The 20,359-nt window shown below is 62.8% G+C and carries 19 protein-coding genes; 7 read left to right on the plus strand and 12 right to left on the minus strand.

All coding sequences use genetic code 11. From position 1 onward, the window contains the following. Positions 1 to 78 precede the first annotated feature (78 nt). Both gatB and NKI29_RS20720 read left to right on the plus strand, forming a co-directional pair. Positions 79 to 1,578 (plus strand): Asp-tRNA(Asn)/Glu-tRNA(Gln) amidotransferase subunit GatB, encoded by a 1,500-nt coding sequence (gatB, locus tag NKI29_RS20715; protein WP_352458468.1) that lies wholly within the window; start codon positions 79 to 81, stop codon positions 1,576 to 1,578. 1 nt (position 1,579) lies between these two features. Beyond that, positions 1,580 to 2,068 carry a GNAT family N-acetyltransferase gene (locus NKI29_RS20720; RefSeq protein WP_352782710.1) on the plus strand — a complete coding sequence of 163 codons (489 nt, stop codon included), beginning with the start codon at positions 1,580 to 1,582 and terminating at the stop codon, positions 2,066 to 2,068. A 16-nt stretch (positions 2,069 to 2,084) separates the two neighbouring features. Here the strand turns inward: NKI29_RS20720 and NKI29_RS20725 are convergent, their stop codons facing one another. The 5 genes from NKI29_RS20725 to NKI29_RS20745 all read right to left on the minus strand — a co-directional run bounded on the left by NKI29_RS20725 (position 2,085) and on the right by NKI29_RS20745 (position 7,101). After that, positions 2,085 to 2,426, minus strand: coding sequence for a hypothetical protein (locus tag NKI29_RS20725; RefSeq protein ID WP_352578246.1), 342 nt, complete (start codon positions 2,424 to 2,426; stop codon positions 2,085 to 2,087). Positions 2,427 to 2,577: 151 nt separating this feature from the next. Beyond that, a complete protein-coding gene (locus tag NKI29_RS20730; protein WP_352797107.1) occupies positions 2,578 to 3,789 on the minus strand; it encodes a hypothetical protein in 1,212 nt (403 codons plus the stop codon). A 147-nt stretch (positions 3,790 to 3,936) separates the two neighbouring features. Continuing rightward, positions 3,937 to 4,236 (minus strand): hypothetical protein, encoded by a 300-nt coding sequence (locus NKI29_RS20735; RefSeq protein WP_352570904.1) that lies wholly within the window; start codon positions 4,234 to 4,236, stop codon positions 3,937 to 3,939. Positions 4,237 to 4,330: 94 nt separating this feature from the next. Next, positions 4,331 to 5,731, minus strand: coding sequence for an ArnT family glycosyltransferase (locus NKI29_RS20740; protein ID WP_352797110.1), 1,401 nt, complete (start codon positions 5,729 to 5,731; stop codon positions 4,331 to 4,333). A 209-nt stretch (positions 5,732 to 5,940) separates the two neighbouring features. Further along, the gene (locus tag NKI29_RS20745) at positions 5,941 to 7,101 is read right to left on the minus strand and encodes a helix-turn-helix transcriptional regulator (protein WP_352570906.1); all 1,161 of its coding nucleotides are present in this window, start codon (positions 7,099 to 7,101) and stop codon (positions 5,941 to 5,943) included. A gap of 258 nt (positions 7,102 to 7,359) precedes the next feature. Here NKI29_RS20745 and NKI29_RS20750 point away from each other — a divergent pair, with 258 nt between their 5' ends. The 3 genes from NKI29_RS20750 to NKI29_RS20760 all read left to right on the plus strand — a co-directional run bounded on the left by NKI29_RS20750 (position 7,360) and on the right by NKI29_RS20760 (position 8,854). Beyond that, complete coding sequence (locus tag NKI29_RS20750) at positions 7,360 to 7,758, plus strand: NADH:ubiquinone oxidoreductase subunit NDUFA12 (protein ID WP_023674818.1); 399 nt, start codon at positions 7,360 to 7,362, stop codon at positions 7,756 to 7,758. A gap of 156 nt (positions 7,759 to 7,914) precedes the next feature. Further along, positions 7,915 to 8,397 carry a DUF2155 domain-containing protein gene (locus tag NKI29_RS20755; protein ID WP_023674819.1) on the plus strand — a complete coding sequence of 161 codons (483 nt, stop codon included), beginning with the start codon at positions 7,915 to 7,917 and terminating at the stop codon, positions 8,395 to 8,397. Positions 8,398 to 8,485: 88 nt separating this feature from the next. Then, positions 8,486 to 8,854, plus strand: coding sequence for a hypothetical protein (locus NKI29_RS20760; RefSeq protein ID WP_352593854.1), 369 nt, complete (start codon positions 8,486 to 8,488; stop codon positions 8,852 to 8,854). Positions 8,855 to 8,937: 83 nt separating this feature from the next. On the opposite strand, the gene aat is transcribed toward NKI29_RS20760, so the two are convergent. From aat to NKI29_RS20790, 6 genes are all read right to left on the minus strand, one after another. Beyond that, entirely contained in the window at positions 8,938 to 9,555 is a 618-nt protein-coding gene (gene aat, locus NKI29_RS20765; RefSeq protein ID WP_023674821.1) for a leucyl/phenylalanyl-tRNA--protein transferase, read from the minus strand. Positions 9,556 to 9,570: 15 nt separating this feature from the next. Then, positions 9,571 to 10,914 (minus strand): acetyl-CoA carboxylase biotin carboxylase subunit, encoded by a 1,344-nt coding sequence (accC, locus tag NKI29_RS20770; RefSeq protein ID WP_023674822.1) that lies wholly within the window; start codon positions 10,912 to 10,914, stop codon positions 9,571 to 9,573. A 19-nt stretch (positions 10,915 to 10,933) separates the two neighbouring features. Then, positions 10,934 to 11,392: an acetyl-CoA carboxylase biotin carboxyl carrier protein gene (accB, locus tag NKI29_RS20775; RefSeq protein ID WP_352570908.1), complete on the minus strand. Its 459-nt coding sequence runs from the start codon at positions 11,390 to 11,392 to the stop codon at positions 10,934 to 10,936. 26 nt (positions 11,393 to 11,418) lie between these two features. After that, entirely contained in the window at positions 11,419 to 11,853 is a 435-nt protein-coding gene (gene aroQ / locus NKI29_RS20780) for a type II 3-dehydroquinate dehydratase (protein WP_031211260.1), read from the minus strand. 163 nt (positions 11,854 to 12,016) lie between these two features. After that, positions 12,017 to 12,820 carry a DsbA family protein gene (locus NKI29_RS20785; protein ID WP_352451092.1) on the minus strand — a complete coding sequence of 268 codons (804 nt, stop codon included), beginning with the start codon at positions 12,818 to 12,820 and terminating at the stop codon, positions 12,017 to 12,019. A gap of 70 nt (positions 12,821 to 12,890) precedes the next feature. Next, entirely contained in the window at positions 12,891 to 14,285 is a 1,395-nt protein-coding gene (locus NKI29_RS20790) for a M48 family metalloprotease (RefSeq protein ID WP_352570909.1), read from the minus strand. Positions 14,286 to 14,430: 145 nt separating this feature from the next. Here NKI29_RS20790 and NKI29_RS20795 point away from each other — a divergent pair, with 145 nt between their 5' ends. Both NKI29_RS20795 and NKI29_RS20800 read left to right on the plus strand, forming a co-directional pair. Next, positions 14,431 to 15,579: a pyridoxal phosphate-dependent aminotransferase gene (locus tag NKI29_RS20795; protein ID WP_352570910.1), complete on the plus strand. Its 1,149-nt coding sequence runs from the start codon at positions 14,431 to 14,433 to the stop codon at positions 15,577 to 15,579. An 11-nt stretch (positions 15,580 to 15,590) separates the two neighbouring features. Further along, on the plus strand, positions 15,591 to 16,538 hold the full coding sequence (locus tag NKI29_RS20800; RefSeq protein WP_352570911.1) for a glutaminase: 948 nt from the start codon (positions 15,591 to 15,593) through the stop codon (positions 16,536 to 16,538). 198 nt (positions 16,539 to 16,736) lie between these two features. Here the strand turns inward: NKI29_RS20800 and NKI29_RS20805 are convergent, their stop codons facing one another. After that, the gene (locus tag NKI29_RS20805; protein WP_352570912.1) at positions 16,737 to 19,706 is read right to left on the minus strand and encodes an Rne/Rng family ribonuclease; all 2,970 of its coding nucleotides are present in this window, start codon (positions 19,704 to 19,706) and stop codon (positions 16,737 to 16,739) included. Positions 19,707 to 20,359 lie beyond the last annotated feature (653 nt).

Genomic DNA, 20,359 nt, shown 5'->3' on the forward strand with positions numbered 1-20,359 from the left:
TTTGGCGGTTTGCACTAGCGAAGTTGCACATCAAAATATGCGTTCTCGCATATCCGCAATTTCAATATGCAGGCCCTTATGAGCATCATCGATACCCGCACGCCCGACGCCAAGCGCCTGGTTCCCGGCGCCACCGGCGACTGGGAGATCATCATCGGCCTCGAGGTCCACGCGCAGGTGACCTCGCAGGCAAAGCTGTTTTCCGGCGCCTCGACCATTTTCGGCGCCGCGCCCAACGCCAATGTCAGCCTGGTCGACGCGGCGATGCCCGGCATGCTGCCGGTCATCAACGAGGAATGCGTCAAGCAGGCGATCCGCACCGGGCTGGGCCTGAAGGCCGAGATCAACCACAAATCGGTCTTCGACAGGAAAAACTATTTCTATCCCGACCTGCCGCAGGGCTACCAGATCTCGCAGTTCAAGCAGCCGATCGTCGGCGAGGGCAAGGTGATCGTCTCGGTCGGCCCGGACCGGCAGGGCGAATTCGAGGACATCGAGGTCGGCATCGAGCGCCTGCACCTGGAGCAGGACGCCGGCAAGTCGATGCACGACCAGCATGCGACGATGTCCTATGTCGATCTCAACCGCTCCGGCGTGGCGCTGATGGAGATCGTCTCCAAGCCGGATATGCGCTCCGCCGATGAAGCCAAGGCCTATGTCACCAAGCTGCGCACGATCGTGCGCTATCTCGGCACGTGCGACGGCAATATGGACGAAGGCTCGCTGCGCGCCGACGTCAACGTCTCGGTGCGGCGGCCCGGCGGCGAATTCGGCACGCGCTGCGAGATCAAGAACGTCAACTCCATCCGTTTCATCGGCCAGGCCATCGACTATGAAGCGCGCCGCCAGATTGCCATCCTCGAGGACGGCGGCAGGATCGAGCAGGAAACGCGGCTGTTCGACCCCAACAAGGGTGAGACGCGCTCGATGCGCTCCAAGGAAGAAGCGCATGACTACCGCTATTTCCCCGATCCCGATCTTCTGCCGCTGGAATTCGACCAGGCCTATGTCGACGAACTGGCAAAGGACCTGCCGGAACTTCCCGATGCCAAGAAGGCGCGGCTGATCGCTTCGCTTGGCCTGTCGACCTACGATGCCTCGATCCTGGTATCGGAAAAGGCGATTGCCGATTATTTCGAGAAGGTGGCGGCCGGGCGCGACGGCAAGCTCGCCGCCAACTGGGTCATCAACGATTTGCTGGGTGCGTTGAACAGAGCCGGCAAGAGTATTGAAAATGCTCCGGTTTCACCCGATCAGCTCGGCGCGGTCATCGACCTGATCAAGGAAGGCACCATCTCCGGCAAGATCGCCAAGGATCTGTTCGAGATCGTCTGGAACGAGGGCGGCGATCCGCGTCAGCTGGTCGAAAGCCGCGGCATGAAGCAGGTCACCGATACCGGCGCCATCGAAAAGGCGGTCGACGAGGTGATCGCGGCCAACCCGGACAAGGTCGAACAGGCGCGCGCCAAGCCGACCATGGCCGGCTGGTTCGTCGGCCAGGTGATGAAGGCGACCGGCGGCAAGGCCAATCCGCAGGCGGTCAACGAGCTGGTCAAGGCCAGGCTCGGGATCGAGTAGGATGTTCGTCCGCACCGCCGGCGAGCGCGATCTTGCGGCGGTGCGCGCATTGCTGGTCGAGACATGGCATGCCACCTATGATGCCATCTACGGCGGGCCGCGGGTCACCGAAATCACCGATGAATGGCATTCTATCGCCGCGCTCAAGGCACGGCTGACGCGGCCGAACTCGGAGTTCCTGGTCGCCGACGACGGCAAAAACATCGGCGGCATGGCTTTCGCCGCCGCTACCACGGATGCCAGGATCGTCATGCTGAACCAGCTTTACGTGCATCCGGCCTGGCAGAGGCAAGGCATCGGCCAGGCGCTGCTGGACGAAATCGAGGCCAGCTTTCCGGAGGCCCGGACGCTGCGTGTCGAGGTCGAGGAAGCAAATGCTCCGGCTGTCGCCTTCTACCGCGCGAGGGGGTTCTTGCCCGCCGGCAACACGGCCGATTGCGGCGGCGCCTCGGGATTGCCGGCGCTGGTTTTGGAGAAGGCGATCGGCTAGCTCGTTCGCCTGACGTTCAGTTGCGTTTCTCAGGCAGGTTGGAGCAGCCGGCAGCGAGAAACTCGCACGGCAGGCTGCCGCCGCCGCCCGACGTGTGCGGGGGCGTGGCGGCTTCGATTTTTTCGACCTCGTAATATTTCGAGGTGACACCCCATTTTTTGACGCCCTGGCACGTCGAGCGCACGCCAACCTCCGTCGCCTTTGCCGCGGTCTTGTAATAGGTGGTGATCCGGCAGGATTGGCTGACCGGCAGCGCGTTCGCCGGGCTCGTGACCGGCGGCAGGAAGTTCGGGAAGGCAAGCAGCGAGATTGCCGCAATGATCCTGACGGCGGGCATGGTGTGGGGAAGGTGCAGCATCGTTTGTCTCCATCGATGGCGCCGCTCGCTCGTGGCGCAGCGGCGCGTTTGTTGCGGCAAGATCAGGCCATGATGCCGGCGCTGCCGCATCTGCCGCGCGCGGGAAGGCGGCAGCGGTCTGAACCGCCGCCGTCATCCGCGAGCGGCCGCGTCAGGGCGTTTTCGGCTTGATGAGCGTCTTTATCGGAACGGCGACTTTTGGAGGCCGGACCGTACTGGTTCCACCATCGACGGCCAGCCCGCCGCTGTTGAGATAGCGCACCGTATAGTGCAGCTCGTAGCCGGGAACTCTGATCCATGTAGGCTTGTGATTGAACTGGTCCGGAGGCCTCGAATACCACTTCGGGATCTGCATGATCTTGGAACCGGCACCGAATCCCGCAGTCTTGGCCGCTACCGCGAAGGCGCTGTCTCTGGGGTCGTTCGGCGGCTGGTCGACATTGCCGATGACGACCAGCGAATCGTATTTTCGCGCGTCCAGCCGTACTGCGGGAAGGTTCAGCGCAGCCACGTCGCCTTCGCGCATCGTCAGCACCTTCTGACGGCCATCCTCATTGGCATAGACGTTGAGGTTTATGGCCTCGGATTCCGCATAGACGACATTGTTGTGGAAGTCGCGGGCTGGCAGGCGTGTGAGGCTGTCGAAGGTCACTTCAACCGTCGGCTTGGCTATGGCGTCCGTCACCACCAGGTTGCGCCGCGGCACCGTCCAGAAGATGAGATCATCGCCGGTGGCCTGCGTGCCGGCATCGGAGCCGTCTATTGCCGAGCATTTCGAATTTGGAACCGGCGTCGTCACCGGCAGAGGTGCCGAAAACGAGCTGCGTACCTGAGCGTCGATGTAATTGCCGACGTTGAAAACGTCTTCGAGGATGTTGCCGCCCTCGAAGCTCGCCGGGCCGGGTTGCGAGCGGATGATGACCTGGCTGGAATCGGTCTGCCAGCCGCTGCAGAAGACGTTGACGTCTATGAGAATGCCGATGTGGCGGTCGGAGGTCACCGGGATCGAGACTTTGATGGTCAGGATGTAAGGAACTTTGACAAACCAGCTGTTCGGCTGGTTCAGCATCTGCGTCGCAAAGCGCGACGGCCGCCATTGCTTCAGCGATTCGATCGATGCGCGTGACGATCGTCCCTGGGCGGCCAGCTGTGCGTTGGTGGCGTCGACCTTGGCTTGCGCCAGGTTGCGGACGGTGTTGGTGATCAGGAACACGCCGAGTTCGGCTTTGCAGGGCCTGTTCGATTGTGTGGCGTTGCATGGGGCAAGTGCCGCACTGGGAACCGGCGGCCCCGAAGGCGGCGGCTGGGCGGCCGCGGTGGCCGCCATCAGGCCGAAGAACAGCATCGTGCAGGTTTTCAACATGGTATCCTCGCTCTTTCGGTTGGAAACCACCCTCCGGCTAGACAGCAGCATTTGTTCGATGGCGGTTTATCGCCCGCACGGGGGATGAACTGCGAAACATCGGGCCGGCCCAGCGACGTCGAGCCGCCGTCCGTTCGGATTGGATATCTACTGCTTCACGACGCCTTTGGTTGTCGCCATCGGCGCGACGACCTTGGGCTTGGGGGTTTTCGGGCCGGGGTCGACTACCAATGCGGCCGTGCAGGAGCATTTGCCCGAACCGCAGTTCAGGTCGCCCTTGCACATTTTGGAATGCCGCATATCGGTGCAGTCGGCGGTCCCGGAGCAGGAGCAACTGCCTTGCCCAATCGTTCCGGACTGACATTTGAAGCTCCATGCCGGATCGGCGGCAAGGCCGGCCACAGCGAGCGATAAGGCAAAAAGCGTCGTCGAGATGAGCTTGCGCATGAATACCTCCCGGTTCTATCGAGCGATGGAACCACGAAGCAGCAACGCCTTCATCTCCCGCGCGGGGGACGAACTCGCATACCGGTGACGATCGTCAATGCTGTCCCTTCAGCACGACGAGATAGCCGCGTTCGACGCGAAGCCGGAACGCGATTTGCCCTGCAGTGCCGGGATCCTTGGAAACCTTGTCGATGACATAGCCGCTGGGATGCGAGCCAAGCCATTCTTCCGGTTTGTCGGTGCTTTCGAATGGCTTTTGCAACCGGGCCAGGAAGCCGACTTCGCCTTGATAGTCGAAAGCCACGGCCCAGTCCGCATCCTTTCGCTCGTCGATGAAGTTGGCGAGCGGCGTCAGATCATAGCGTTTGAACGCGGTTGCCGATGCCACCGCGTGGCCGATGCCGAAAATGACAAGCATGACGATGGCCGAGCTCTTCAGCCTGGCGAGCGGGATCTCCGCCATGAAATAGCCGAACAGGATGACCACGAACGGCAACATCGGCACGACATAATGAGGCTGCTTGCCGGATATCGCGCTGAACACGAGAAACACGGCAACGAACGAGAATGACAGCAGGCGCAAGGCGCGCAGATCCGGCGACTTCGCGTCGATCAGGCTGCGTATCCGCGTGCGCAGCTTCAACCGCCACACCTCGGGTATGAAGATCCACGGTATGAACATGACGGGCAGCAGCAGCAGATAGAAATAGAACGGCCGGCCATGCGAATTGCGCAAATTGCCGGTGACACGTCCCGCCGACTGGTTCCAGACGAGATCGTAGACGAAATTGCCTTTTGTCAGGATGGTCGCCGGCACCAGCCAGATCGCCACCGGAATCAGCGCGGCGAGCACTGCCAGGCCCACTCCAGCGAGGAAGTTCGGTGTCGTCAGTCCCGCCCGCCGGTCGCGCCAGAACGGGTAGAACAGGATGGGCGCGCCGATATGGATCAGCACCACCGGGCCTTTCGTCAGCACGCCCATGCCGATGAACAGCCCGGCCAGAACGGCCTGCCAGCGGTTGCCGCTGCGGGCAAAGGCAATCAACGACAACAGCGCGGCGAGCACGAAGACCGTCAGCAACAGGTCGAACAGGATCAGCGTCGAATAGATGACGAACACGCTGCTTCCGGCAACCAGCCAGGGGATGCGCCGCGCGATGTCGTCGCGGCCCGGAAACAGGGTCTTTGCCAACGCCGTCGTCAGCCAGATGACGAGCGAGGAGGCGGCGAAGATGACCAGCATCGCCGCCGGCCGGCTGGCGCCGAAAATATTCCAGACAAGGTCGATAAGCCAAAACAGCAGTGGCGGCTTCTGCAGATAGGGCGCGAAATTCATCGTCGGGACGAAGATCTGTCCGCTCAGATATATTTCCCAGGTGACGCTGAGATATCGCGTTTCGTCGACGGGCAGCAGTGGCCGGAAAGCGACCGCGATTACGATCAGCCCAAGCAGAAAGAGGTAGGGGAGCAGCCGCTCGGTAGATGTCGGTGTCAAAGATCGAGATCCGCGCCAGAAACCATTTTCATTCCAGCCGAGCATAGTGCCGCGTTTCTGGACCGCGAACGACCGCACCATGATTTTGGCCGAATTGCAACGATGCCGGTTTCGTTTCGCAGATTTTGCGGACGATGGTCTCAAGGGCTTGAAAAACTTGCCGGCCGAGTCTTTTGGACCGCTGCCGGTTCCGGGGAACCTGAGCAAAATCAACTGGAGCGCAACGGCGGTGACAATTCGCGCATCAACAGTTCGAGCTCGCGCTGATCGCCTGTACCGGTCTTGTCGAAGATCGTCGCCAGCTGCGACTTGACGGTGCCGTCCGAGACGCCGCCGGCCGCGGCGATTTCCTTTCGCGTCAGGCCGGCGGCAACGTGACCGGCGACGCGCCTTTCTGCCGCGGTCAATCCGAACAGCGCCGCAATGGCGTCCAGCGCCGGGGTCGGTGTCGAACCGGCCGCGGCGATGAAGATCGCTGCGGCGGCGCGTTGCGAGATGCGCGCCGAGATTTCACGCCGCGCCAGCGGCATGACATGGGCCACCGCCGGAACGACCGTCCTGGCCAGGGGAATGTTGATGCCGCAAGGTCCGAGCGCGAATTCGTCGCGCGTGCCGAGCTGGACGGCACGGCCGATCGCGGCGTTGGCGTTGGCATAGGTGAACGAAAGCTGTCCGCGCACGCAAGCGACCGAGATGTTTTCGGCGAGCAGCGCTTCGGCTGACGGGTTGGCGAAGATGATGGTCATGTCTTCTGCGACGATCAGCACCGGATGGTCGAGGCTTTCGATGATGGAGCGGAAGATTTCGGCCTTGCGCCGCTCGGCCTCGAACAGGTCGCCGATGGTCACCGCGCGCCGCACATGCGGTGCCAACAGGCAGACAAGCTCGATATCCTCGCGGGAAATCTGGCGCCTGTCCTTGTCGGTAACCACCATCAACGTGCCGATCCGGGTCGGCCGCTTCATCAACGCCACCCAGAAGAAATCGTCCAGGCGGTTGGGTTGCACCCATTCGCGCACGATGCGGCTTTCGAGCCATCTCTGTCGCGTATCCGGGCCTTGCAGGGCGTAGATCGAATCGACGGTGAACGGCACGTCGATCTCCATCTTGGGAACCGCCGCATAGAACGGCACTTGCGAGCCGTAGTCATGCTTCAACGGCTCAAGAACTGCGGGATCGCCGCAAGACACCGAAAACCGCGCGGAGCTGCTGATCGTGTCGATGACGGCGAGCATGGCAAGCTGGCCTTCCGCCAGGTTGCAGATGGCCTCGAGTGTCGCCTGCCAGCGGTCGACGTCGGCAATCGAATCGTAGATCGCCTCAACGACCTGCGGCAACGCGCGACCGGCCGTGCCCGCCAGCGATGACATGAGCCCCTCTCATTTGCCGTCCTTGAGGCAACGAAGCTTCAACTCCTAGAATAACGCTGCGTAAGGTTGCCAACAACCCATTTCATCTGCTTCGCTCGGTCGCGAGGATCGCATGAACGTATCGCTTCGCCGCCAGCCATTTGCTCGCCGGTTGCGGCAAGACCCTTGCCTTCGCAATGCCGTGACGCCATAAGCAGGAAAAGGCGCCGCCGCAGCCGCCGCGAGGACTTGCTACAAGGACTTGCCACGAGGATTTGAATGAAAACTTTCCTTCTGCAGTTTTTCACCTGGTGGAACAGCCAGACATTGGGAACGCGCTTCCACACATGGCGGCATGGCAAGAAGGTCGGGCAGGACGAGGTCGGCAACGTCTACTACGAGGGCGGCGTCGATTCGGAAGGCCGCACCCGTCGCTGGGTCATCTACCGCGACTATTCGGAAGCCTCGGCGATTCCGCCCGGCTGGCATGGCTGGATCCATCATCGTGTCGACGTTGCGCCGCCAAGTGAAGACTACAAGCCACGCGACTGGCAAAAGCCGCATGTGCCGAACCTCACCGGCAGCCCCGCGGCCTATCGCCCGAAAGGCTCGGTGCTGACCAACCAGCATCGTCCGCAAGTGACGGGCGACTACGACGCCTGGACGCCTGGTTCGTGATCGATCGCCGCGACACGCGCGCGGTCCCCACGGGGGCGGTCCCCACGAGGGCGGTCCTTTGTCGCCACAATTGCTGTTTAGCTGTTTGCTGATCCGACAGCAGCAACTAGCCTTGGCGTTGAGAGAATCACCCGGGCGCAAACCACCGGACCTTGCATGAGCATGTTCAGCCGAATTTTGACGGGCGGATTAACCGCGGTCGTTCTCGCTTCTATGGTGGCGCTTGCTACTGCGCAGGAATTGGCGCCGCCTGCGCCGGACGCGTCGGTGGCGCCTGCAGCACCCGCAGTATCCGAGCGCATCACCAATCCAGTCGCTGAATTCGCCGGCATCGACAAGATCACCGGCCGTATCATCACCTTCGATGTCTACATCGACGAGACGGTTCAGTTCGGCGCTTTGCAGGTGACGCCGCGCATCTGCTATTCGCGGCCCGAAAACGAAGAGCCGAAGACGGATTCGTTCGTCGAGGTCGACGAGATCACGCTCGATCGGAAGATACGCCGTATCTTCACCGGCTGGATGTTTGCCGAAAGCCCCGGGATCAACGCCGTCGAGCATGCCGTCTATGATATCTGGCTGAAGGGCTGCAAGCAGAAGTCCGACGTGCCGGCACCCGCCGCCCCCAAAACCAACTAGAATCTGTCAGTGCGCGGCGGATACCGCGCCCTGCGGAACCGCCGCGTTGCCCGAGCGTTGGTGCCTCTCTACGGAGGACGTTGCCATGATGATGGCCAACAAGAACGAACTTCTCGACATCGAAAGGGGATTCTGGAGCGGCGGTGCCGACTATTTCAAGGCCAATGCCGATACCGACTGCCTGGTGGCCTTCCCGCAGATGGCGCGGGTGATGAGCAATACCGATCTGGCCGCAACTGCCACGGACCCGAACCGCTGGCGCGATCTCGACATCGACCTCAAGGGCATCATCGAGCCGGGCAGCGACATCGTCATGCTGACCTACGAGGCGCGTGCGACGCGGCAAGATGGCGAAGCCTATGCGGCGCTGGTCAGCACCGGCTATGTCCACCGCGTCAATGGCTGGAAGATGATGTTCCACGCACAGACGCCGCTGGTGACGGCAGCAAAAGGCTGACCGGCCGCAAGAGCAATTCCAGGAAAGTGTGAACGGCTTTCCGTCCGGAATTGCGTTTCTGTGAAACGATGAACCATTCCAGGTTATGGAAAAAACACGGCCTCGCCCTTCAGCGCCTCGGCCAGCATCTTCTCGTACTTGCCGCGCGGCACGTCGATTGCACCGAAGCGTTTGAGATGCTCGGTGGTGAACTGCGTATCGAGCAGTGCAAAGCCACGCGCCTTCAGGCGTTCGACGAGGTGAACCAGGCAGGCCTTTGACGCGTCGGTCTCCCTGGCGAACATGCTCTCGCCGAAGAACACGCGGCCGAGCGATACGCCGTAGAGCCCCCCGACCAATCGGTCGTTGTGCCAGGCCTCGACCGAATGGCAATGGCCCATCCGATGCAGCTCGATATAGGCTTCGCGGATCGGCGCGTTGATCCAGGTCGACCGACGTTCCTCGCGCCTTTCGGCGCAGGCCTCGATCGTCGCCTCGAAGTCGAAATCGATGCGGAACTCGAACAGGTTCTTGCGGATCGTCTTTCTCAGGCTTTTCGGTATGTGGAACCCGTCGAGCGGAATGATGCCGCGCGTCTCCGGCCGCACCCAGAATACTTCGGGGTCATTGGCGCTTTCGGCCATCGGGAAGACGCCGGAGGCATAGGCTTTGAGCAACAGGTCGGTCGGGATGCGATAACCGGGTGCGTAGGGACGGGTCATCGCTTCGCCCCTGTGTCACTCGCCTTCGGCCAAGTATTTTTCCAGCCAGTGGATGTCGTAGTCGCCATTGGCGATGTCGGCGTTGCCAACGAGGTCGCGAAACAGTGGCAGCGTCGTCTTGATGCCGTCGACGACGAATTCGTCGAGCGCGCGCCGCAGCCGCATCATGCATTCGACGCGGTTGCGGCCATGCACGATCAGCTTGCCGATCAGGCTGTCGTAGTAGGGCGGGATCTTGTAGCCGGAATAGACGCCGGAATCGACACGGATGCCGAGGCCGCCCGGCGTGTGGAAATGGGTGATGGTGCCCGGCGAGGGGGTGAAGGTGCGCGGATCCTCGGCATTGATGCGGCATTCGATGGCATGGCCGTGGAAGCGGATGTCCTCCTGGCGCACCGAAAGTCCGCCGCCCGAGGCGACGCGGATCTGCTCGTGCACGAGGTCGATGCCGGTAATCGCCTCGGTCACCGGATGTTCGACCTGCAGGCGCGTGTTCATCTCTATGAAATAGAACTCGCCGTCCTCATAGAGGAATTCGATGGTGCCGGCGCCGGAATAGCCGAGATCGGCGATCGCCCTGGCGCAGACGCCGCCAATATGCGCGCGCTCCTCGGCATTGAGCGCCGGCGAGGGCGCTTCTTCCCAGACCTTCTGGTGGCGGCGCTGCAGCGAGCAGTCGCGCTCGCCGAAATGCACGCCGCGCCCGGCGCCGTCGCCGAACACCTGCACTTCGATATGGCGCGGCTTCTGCAGATATTTCTCGATATAGACTGCGTCGTCGCCGAAGGCCGCACCCGCCTCCGAGCGTGCCGTCTGCAGCGCCACCTCGAGATCGGCCTCGCTACGCGCCACTTTCATGCCGCGCCCGCCGCCGCCGGCCGACGCCTTGATGATCACGGGGTAGCCGATCGCGGCGGCAATGCGCTTGGCTTCCTTGTCCTCGGTGACCGCGCCGTCGGAGCCGGGCACCACGGGAATGCCGAGGCGTTTTGCGGTACGCTTGGCCTCGATCTTGTCACCCATGATGCGGATATGGTCGCCGGTCGGGCCGATGAAGGTGATGTTGTGCGCGGCGAGGATGTCGGCGAACTTGGCGTTCTCCGACAGAAAACCGTAGCCGGGATGCACCGCGTCGGCGCCGGTGATCTCGCAGGCGGCGACGATCTGGTGGATGTTGAGATAGCTGTCGCGCGACGGCGGCGGGCCGATGCAGACGCTCTCGTCGGCGAGACGCACATGCATGGCGTCGGCGTCGGCGGTCGAATGCACCACCACCGTCTGGATGCCGAGCTCCTTGCAGGCGCGCAGCACCCTGAGGGCGATTTCGCCGCGATTGGCGATGAGGATTTTCTGGAACATCTTTCGCCTGTTCCCGGCTCTACTCGATCACGACGAGCGGCATACCATATTCGACCGGCTGCGCATCTTCAAACAGGATCGCCGTCACCGTGCCGGCGCGCGGCGAGGGGATCTGGTTCATCGTCTTCATTGCTTCGATGATCAGCAGCGTCTGGCCTTCCTTGACCTTCTGGCCGATTTCGATGAACGGCCTGGCGTCGGGCGACGCTGCCAGATAGGCGGTGCCGACCATCGGCGAGGCAACGGCGTTCTTCGACACGTCGGGCGTCGCCGGCGCGGCCGCTGCCGCAGGCTGCGCGGCTGCCGGGGCAAAGGCCGGCTGAGCTGTGGCGACGGCATGGACGGCCGGGGCCTGCCGCGAGACGCGCACCTTCAGATCGCCCAGCTCGACCTCGATCTCGGTCAGGTTGGTGTCGTTCAGTATGCCCGCCAGATCGCGGATCAGCTGCTGGTCAACACCGTTCTTCTTTATCGACATTTTCGAGCCTTCTGTTTGTTGGCCGGTCATAGGCGTGCAGCCAGCGCCTGCAGCGCCAGCGTGTAGCCGAGCGGCCCGAACCCGCAGATCATGCCGACGGCGACCGGCGCGACCATGGAGACGTGGCGGAATGGTTCCCGCGCGTGGATGTTGGAGAGATGCACCTCAGCGACCGGCAGCGGCGCGACAGCGCGGATGGCATCGTGAATGGCGATCGAGGTATGGCCGTAGGCGCCCGGATTAATGACGATCGCGGCGGCCTTGTCGGCGGCCTCCTGGATCCAGTCGACGAGGTCGCCCTCATGGTTCGATTGGCGGAAATCGATCTCCAGCCCAAGTGCGGCACCTGCCTGCTTGCAGTCGTCGGCGATCGCGGCAAGCGTCTTGCCGCCATAGATGCCCGGCTCGCGCTTGCCGAGCGCGTTGAGATTGGGGCCGTTCAGGACGAAAACCGTTTTCAAAATATGCCGACCTTTCCCGGCGCGGCTAAGCCGGCGCGCCGGACCCTCTATAATGGGCATAGACGCTGGCGAAAAGAGCGCAAGTGCGTTCTTTCGCCGTCCACAACAGCCGGAAAACGGCCCGTGCCGGAAACCCGCAGCCTAATCGAAACCCGAATGCTGATCAGAGCGCGGCCTTCGCCGCCTCGATCTTTTCGGCCAGCACTTCCTGGCCAAGCGCGCCGAACACCACCTCGTTGCCGACGACATAGGACGGCGTTCCGGTGATGGCGAGCTTGGTGGCGAGGTCATAGGTCTTGGAGAAGGCCTCGGTGATGCTCGGGTCCTTCATCTTTTCGCGCAGCGCCGCCTCGTCGGCGCCGAGCGACAGCGCCACCTTGATTGCCGCCGCCTCGGTGGCGCGCCCCTGGCCGCCGAGCAGCGCATTGTGGAATTCGCCGTATTTCTCCGGCTTCATCAAATGGAAGGCCATCGAGACGACGCTCGCCTTCTGCGAATCCGGGCCGAGGATCGGGAACTCCTTGAGTACGAAGCGCAGGTCCGGATCGGCCTTGGTCAGCGCGCGCATGTCGTCGATGGCGCGTTTGCAGTAGCCGCAATTATAATCATAGAATTCGACGATGGTGACCTTGCCGTTCGGATTGCCGACAACACCGTCGAAGGAGGAATTGAAGATCTGGTCCTTGGCGTCTTTGATGACGCCGAGACTGGCGACGCGCTGTTCTTCCTTCTGCTTGGCCTCGAGTGCCTGCTGGGCTTCCAGAAGCACTTCCGGGTTCTTCAGCAGATAGTCGCGGACGATGCCTTCGACTTCGGCACGGTCGAGCTTGGTACCTGAGGACGTCGTCTGGGCAAGCTGTGCCGTGCCGGCCTTCGCCGTCTGCGGATTGCCGGCGACGAAGCCGAACGCCAGCATGGCGAGAGCCGCTGCCACTCCGGTAGTGCCCAGCAGAATTGCCTTGGTCATGATCCTCGATCCTCTTGCCCGTGTTCCGGTCCGCTCGCTTTGGCTGGGTCGCAGCCTGCGTCCGAAAGGTTCACTTCTTCTTACCTGATGGTGCGTAGTTTATAATGTCCTGCGCGCGAAGCCAGCCCGGCTCGCCCCGCTTCATGCTCTGCTGCGCCCGCATGGCGAAGATCTTCGCATTCTTGTAGTCGCCGGAATAGAAATGCCCTTCGGCGGTTGCAAGCTCGGCGGCCGGGATGTTGCCGAGTTCCCCGTAAGCCTGTGCCAGGTAGCGGTATCCGGCGGCGTTTTCGCGATCCCGTCCGAGGCCGGTGTTGATCTGCGCCACTGCCTTCTTCAGCGAATCCTGCGTGCCGATCGCCATCAGCGCCTGGCCGTAAGAGACCGGCAACAGCCCCGATCGCGCCGGATCGAGGCTGACCGACTTGGCATAGCCGTCCGCCGCATCCTTCGGCCGGTTCGCCTTCATCAGGATGTCGCCGCGTAATTCCTGGAAATAGGGATTTTTCGGCTGTTCCTTGATCAACGCGTTGGTCTTGGTGAGCGCCGACGCCAGATTGCCGAAAAGATAGGTCATCTGCGCGTCGCCATAGCGTGAGGCGAGGCTGCCGGGGTTCTTGCGCATCAATCGCGACGCCGCCGCCTGGCCCTGCATGTAGGCGGCGATCTTGATGCGCATCATGTCGTGGCGCTGCTGCAGTGCCGGCGGGTCGACCTTGTCGACGTAAGGGCTCTGCTTCACCAGCACTTCGAGATTGGCGATACGCTCCTGCGGCATCGGATGGCTGATCCTGTAGGGATCGACTTGCGCGCCCGAGAGCGACAATGCGTTCTGGAAGCGGCCAAACGTCTTCAGCATGCCCATGCCGGACTGGCCGGTTGCATTGAGATAGGTGATCGCCGAACGGTCGGCGGTCATCTCTTCGGTGCGCTGATAAGCGAGGATACTGCGTTGCGCCATCTCGCCGCCGCCGGCCACCACGCCCATGCCGGCGCCGGCGAGACCGCGGCTGTTGCTGGTGGCGCCGGCCACCATGGCGCCGGCGCCAAGCAGCGTCGCCAGGATCGCCATCGTCTTGGCGCGCTCGAGCTGTTCTCGCAATTTCTGCTGGTGTCCGCCGGCGATATGGCCGGCCTCGTGGGCAATGACGCCAATGATCTCGTTGGGCGTTTCGGCCGTCATCAGCGCGCCGGTGTTGATGAACAGGCGGCGGCCGGCAACAAAGGCGTTGAAGCTCTGGTCGTTGACCAGCACGATGTTGATGGCGTCGCCCGACAAGCCCGCCGCCTTGAAGATCGGCCGCGCGTAATCGCGCACCAGCGCCTCGATCTCGGCATCGCGCACAACCGGCACATTCTGCGCAAAGGCATTGACCGAGCCGGCCATGGCGACCACCGCGGCAAGCGAAAGCGTCGCGAGGGCGCGCGCTGTCCTGGCGATCGTCGATTTGGGTCGGCTCAACATGGCAGGTCCACTGGTAGACGAGTGGGCGAAGGATGAAAAGTCGGCAGCCTAAACTTACCGAACTTGTGATCCCCACACCAATCGGGCATTTGTGCGGCGCGGCCAGCATGGCCGGCACGTGCGGACAAGTGTGGTGGATTGAAAAATGGTTGTTTCGCTTTCGCGCCGCGGCGCGGTCGAACCGTTCCATGCCATGGACATCCTGGCCGAGGCGAATCGGCTGAAAGCCAAGGGCCTGCCGGTCGTTTCCATGGCCGTCGGCCAGCCTTCCGATCCGGCGCCGGCCGGGGTTCGCGAAGCGGCGGCCAATGCCTTGAAAGCAGGCCGCATCGGCTATACCGACGCGCTGGGCCTCGCCGGCCTGCGCAAGGCGATCGCGGCGCATTATGGCGAGCACTACGGGCTTGACGTTTCGCCCGAGCGGATAGCCGTCACCACCGGATCGTCGGCTGCCTTCAACCTCGCTTTCCTGGCAATGTTCGATCCAGGCGACCGCGTCGCCATCGCTGCGCCCGGCTATCCTGCCTATCGCAACATCATGGCCGCGCTCGGCATCGACATCGCCGAGATCGAGTTGGACGGCGCCGCCTATCTGCATGCCGAGCACCTGCAAGCCGCGCATCGCGAAAAACCGCTGAAGGGCGTGCTGTTCGCCAGCCCGGCCAACCCGACCGGCGCGGTCATCCCCGCCGGCGATCTCGAGGCGCTGGTCGAGACGGCGCAAGAGCTCGGCATCGCCGTCATGTCGGACGAAATCTATCACCGGCTGGCCTATGCGGCGCCCGACACGACCGCGCTTTCTTTCGGCGCGGATGTGACGGTGATCAATTCCTTCTCGAAATATTATTGCATGACCGGCTGGCGCATCGGCTGGATGGTGCTGCCGCAGGAACTGGTGCGGCCAGTCGAGCGCATCGCCCAGAGCCTCTACATCTCGCCGCCCGAACTGTCCCAGATTGCCGCGATCGAGGCATTCAAGGCGACGCCAGAGCTGGAAGCGGTGAAGGCGCGCTATGCCTGGAACCGCGAGCTCCTGATGCAACGCCTGCCGGAGCTCGGCTTTGCTTTGGCCGCGCCCATGGACGGCGCGTTCTACGCCTTCTGCGACGTCACCAGGCACACCAATGACAGCATGGCGTTTGCGCGCCGGATGCTTGCCGAGGCGCATGTGGCTGCGACGCCGGGCCGCGATTTCGATCCGCTGCAGGGCCATCGCACGATGCGCTTTTCCTATGCCGGCAGCCACGACGACATGGTCGAGGCGATGGCGCGTATCGAACGCTGGCTGAAGTAGCGGGGCCGACGATGCCGGAGCTTGAACAGGCGCCCCAACTCGAACATGCGTTGCGCGAGGTCGCTGCCGAAATGGCGGAGCGTACCGATCGCGGCGACGTCGCCAGCTATATCCCCCAGCTCGGCAAGATTGATCCGAAAAAATTCGGCATTGCCGCGGTGACCAATGACGGCCGCATGCTGACCGCGGGCGATGCCGACGAGGCGTTTTCGATCCAGAGCATCTCAAAGGTGTTCACGCTGACGCTGGCGCTCGGCAATGTCGGCGACGCGCTGTGGCAGCGGGTTGGGCGCGAACCTTCGGGCAATCCGTTCAACTCGATCGTCCAGCTCGAGCACGAGAACGGCATTCCGCGCAATCCATTCATCAATGCCGGCGCCATCGTGGTCTCGGACATCCTGCTTGCCGGCCATCAGCCGCGCGAGGCGATCGGCGAGATCCTGCGCTTCATCCAGTTCCTGGCCGATGACGACACCATCATCATCGACCGCGAGGTCGCGGCGTCCGAACGCGCCACCGGCTTTCGCAATTTCGCGCTTGCCAATTACATGAAATCGTTCGGTAATCTCAATCACGCGCCGGAACTGGCGCTGGGCGTCTATTTCCACCATTGCGCTATCGCCATGAGCTGCCGGCAACTGGCCCTGGCCGGCCGCTTCCTTGCCAATGGCGGCAAGAACCCGGCGACCGGGCATTCCGTCGTCTCGGCAGAGCGCGCCCGCCGCATCGGCGCGATGATGCTGACCTGCGGCCACTATGACGGCTCCGGCGACTTCGCTTTCCGCGTCGGCATTCCCGGCAAGAGCGGCGTTGGCGGCGGCATATTGGGGATCGTGCCGGGCGTCGCCTCGCTTGCCGTCTGGTCCGCTGGCCTTAATGCCAACGGCAATTCCAGGCTGGGCTCGATCGCGTTGGAAAAACTGGCGAAGACGATGAACTGGTCGATCTTCGCGCCATAAGCATTTTGCAGCCAAATGGAATCATTTGGCGTCCGCACAAATGCGGCAAAACAAACAGTTAGAGCGGAATGCCCATTCAATTTGAATGCATTCCGCTCTGGTGCCTGTCGCCTGGAATTGGGACAAAAAATCCCGCGCAGCCGATCGGCAGCGCGGGATTTTTTTTAATCAGAAAGTCTGGCTAATGCACGGAAAAGCTTAGAAAAAGCCCTTCCGTTGCCACCAGCCGGCACGCTTCGGCTTGTCCTCGGCCTTTGCTTCCTCGGTCTTTGCCTCGTCGGGGACGATCGAGGAGACGACCGGCACGACCGGAGCATCCACCGGTACGGGCTTGCGCCGCGACGGCCGGACCTTCGGCGTTTCCTCGGCAGCCGCCACTTCGGTCTCCTGCGGAACCGGCGTGGGGGTCTCGCCGGAAGCCACTGAGGCGGCCTCGGCAGCCGATGTCTCGGCGCCCGCAATCTCGGCAACTGCATCCGCCGCAACCTTCTTCGGCTTGGCGGTACGGCGCGGCTTCTTCGGCTTTTCGGCGCTCGGCATGTCGTCGTTCGCCGGAGCGAGCACCGCAAGCTCTTCGGCCGGCGGCGCACCTTCCGGCTCGCCGGTTACGGGCTCTGCTTCCGACACGGCACCTTCCGTCATGGCGGCTGGCTCGCCGGGGGCAGCTTCCAAGCCGTCCTCGCCGTCCTCACGGCGATTGCGCTTGCCGCCGCGCTTGCCGCGCCGGCGCTTCTTGCCGTGACCGTCGTCCGCCGCTTCCGCCGTTTCGGCAACACCGGCCGGCGCTTCACGTTCCGCTTCGGCGCCTTGATCGCCGGCCGCTACGAAGGCATCGTCCATCGGCGCCGAAACGGAAGCACCTTCCACAGCAGCGCCATGCTCGCGATCGCCATGTTCACGTTCCCCGTGTTCACGATCCCCGTGTTCACGATCCTTGCCGCCGCGCCGTCTGCGGCGCTTGCGGCGCTTGCGATCGCGGCCTTCGCCGTCCTCGCCGGACCTTGGCTGCTGCGGCTGCTGGGCAGGGCGTGGCTGCTCGGCCTGCACCGGTGCCTCGTCTTCCTCTTCGATGACGATCTCGTCCTCGGGTTCTTCCGGCTCGACATAGGCCGGGAACGTGCGCGCCTCGACAAAGCCTTCCGGCTTTTCGGCCAGCGCGCCGCGGAAGATGGCATAGTGTTGTGCACCGACCGCGTCATCGGCTTCGATGGTGATGGTCACGCCGAAGCGGTGCTCGAATTCCACCAGCGTGCCGCGCTTGTGATTGAGCACATAGAGCGCGGTCGCCGCCGGCGTCCGCACCGTGATGTGGCTGCGCGAATCCTTGAGCAGGAATTCCTCGATTGCCCGCACCACCATCAGCGCGACCGACGAATCGGAGCGCACATGGCCGGTGCCGCCGCAATGCGGGCAAGGCTTCATGGTCGATTCCAGCACGCTGGCACGGATGCGCTGGCGCGACATCTCCATCAGGCCGAAATGCGAGATGCGGCCGACCTGGATGCGGGCACGATCGTTCTTGAGGTGATCCTTCAGCCGCTTCTCGACGGAGCGGTTGTTGCGGTTCTCCTCCATGTCGATGAAGTCGATGACGATGAGGCCGGCGAGATCGCGCAGCCTTAATTGCCGGGCGACTTCCTCGGCGGCTTCCAGATTGGTGTGAAGTGCGGTGTCCTCGATCGAGTGCTCCTTGGTGGAACGGCCCGAATTGACGTCGATGGCGACCAGCGCTTCCGTCTGGTTGATGATGATGTAGCCGCCGCTCTTCAGCGTCACCTGCGGCTGCAGCATGCGGTCAAGCTGCGCTTCGATGCCGTTGCGCACAAAAATCGGCGTCGTGTCGCGGAACGGCTGAACCACCTTGGCGTGGCTCGGCATCAGCATGCGCATGAAGTCCTTGGCCTCGCGGTAGCCTTCTTCGCCGGAAACCAGGATCTCGTCGATATCCTTGTTGTAAAGGTCGCGCACCGAGCGCTTGATCAGGCTGCCTTCCTCATAGACCAGGGCAGGGGCCGTCGATTGCAGCGTCAGATTGCGGACGTTTTCCCAAAGCCGCATCAAATATTCGTAGTCGCGCTTGATCTCTGCCTTGGTGCGGCTTTCGCCGGCCGTACGCAGGATGACACCCATGCCTTGCGGCACTTCGAGATCGGCGACCACTTCCTTCAGCCGCTTGCGGTCCTGCGCATTGGTGATCTTGCGCGAAATACCGCCGCCGCGTGCCGTGTTCGGCATCAGCACCGAATAGCGGCCGGCCAGTGACAGGTAGGTGGTCAGCGCTGCACCCTTGTTGCCGCGCTCTTCCTTGACGACCTGTACCAGCAGGATCTGCCGGCGCTTGATCACTTCCTGGATCTTGTACTGGCGGCGCACCGGCTTGCGGCGGTTGCGCACTTCTTCCAGCGCGTCCTCGGCGCCGACCGATTCGACCTCGTGATCGTCCGGATGCGAGGATTGCACCTCTTCCAGCATGCCGCGGTCATTGTCTTCGGAGGTTGCTTCGCCGCTTGTCTCTGCCCCGCTTGTCTCGACTTGTGGAACGGCTTCGGAGATTACATCGGCATCGACGCTGGCAGCGATGGAACTCGATCCGCCTTCGGAAGGCTCGGTCTCGCCGCTATCGGCGACTTCATCGCTCTGCCCGGCGGCACCCTCGCTCTGTCCGGCAATGTCGGACATGGTGTTGTCGGCAACGGCATCCAGCTTTTCTGCGACGGCATCTTCGCCGTTCTCGCCATTCTCACCGTCGGCCGCGCCTGCCTCGCGCCTGTGCTCGCCGCGGTCGCGGCTCTTGCCGCCGCGCCGGCGTCCGCGCTTGCCACGGTCGCGGCTCTGGCGGTCCTCGCCTTCGGCGGCTTCCTCGTCCTCTTCGTCCTGGGCTTCCTGTGCTTCCGCACGCAGCAGCGCCTGACGGTCGGCGACCGGAATCTGGTAGTAGTCGGGATGTATTTCACTGAAGGCGAGGAAACCGTGACGGTTGCCGCCATATTCGACAAAGGCTGCCTGGAGGGAAGGTTCGACGCGCGTTACGCGGGCGAGATAGATATTTCCTTTGAGCTGCTTCTTGTCCTGGGATTCAAAGTCGAATTCTTCAATACGGTTACCGCGAACGACGACAACGCGTGTTTCCTCCGGGTGGGAGGCGTCTATCAGCATTTTGTTGGGCATTATTTCGTTTCCTCCCGGCAGCCGTCGGCCGCAGCTTGCAGGACACTGCCCGCTGCCGTGGACCTGGAACATGGGTGCCGGACAATTGAACGTCCGCCGGCCGCTGCCTGAGCGCCATGGCGGTGCCGCCCGCAGCCGTAGTGGCGCGGTTTGTTGCGGACCTTTCCATGATTGCGCTTGAAGCCATCGTCACCAGCAGAACCTTTTGAACCAAAGCCCGGGAAAAACCGGACCAGCTTGTTTGCTCATACAGAGCCGGCACGGGACAATCCCGGCCGTTTTGCTCACGCAGGCGATTCCCCCGCCACGGGAGCACGCCTGCGAAAATCGTCGCGATCACCGATGCCTTCTTCGCCTGAAGCGAAAGGAGCCGTCTTGCGTCTGACCTGTAGCAGGAAGCTGCGGAGGAGGACGGTTCCAGGATTGCAGTGATCCACCATCGCTTTTATGATTTGGCGGGTTGGAAGGCAACCCCGATTCCCGATGCCGGCAAAAAGCCGTTCCGCAGCGGAAGCCCCGGTCCCAAGCCTTCCATGAAAAGGCTTGGTTAACCTTCTCTGGATACCAATCGTTAATCGAGTTCGCGGCCTGCCAGCACTTTGACAAGCAATAGGGCACTTCGACAAGCGATCGGGCATGACGCCAACGGGAGC

It is taken from the genome of Mesorhizobium sp. M0678 (assembly GCF_040320505.1).
Classification (GTDB): Bacteria; Pseudomonadota; Alphaproteobacteria; order Rhizobiales; family Rhizobiaceae; genus Mesorhizobium.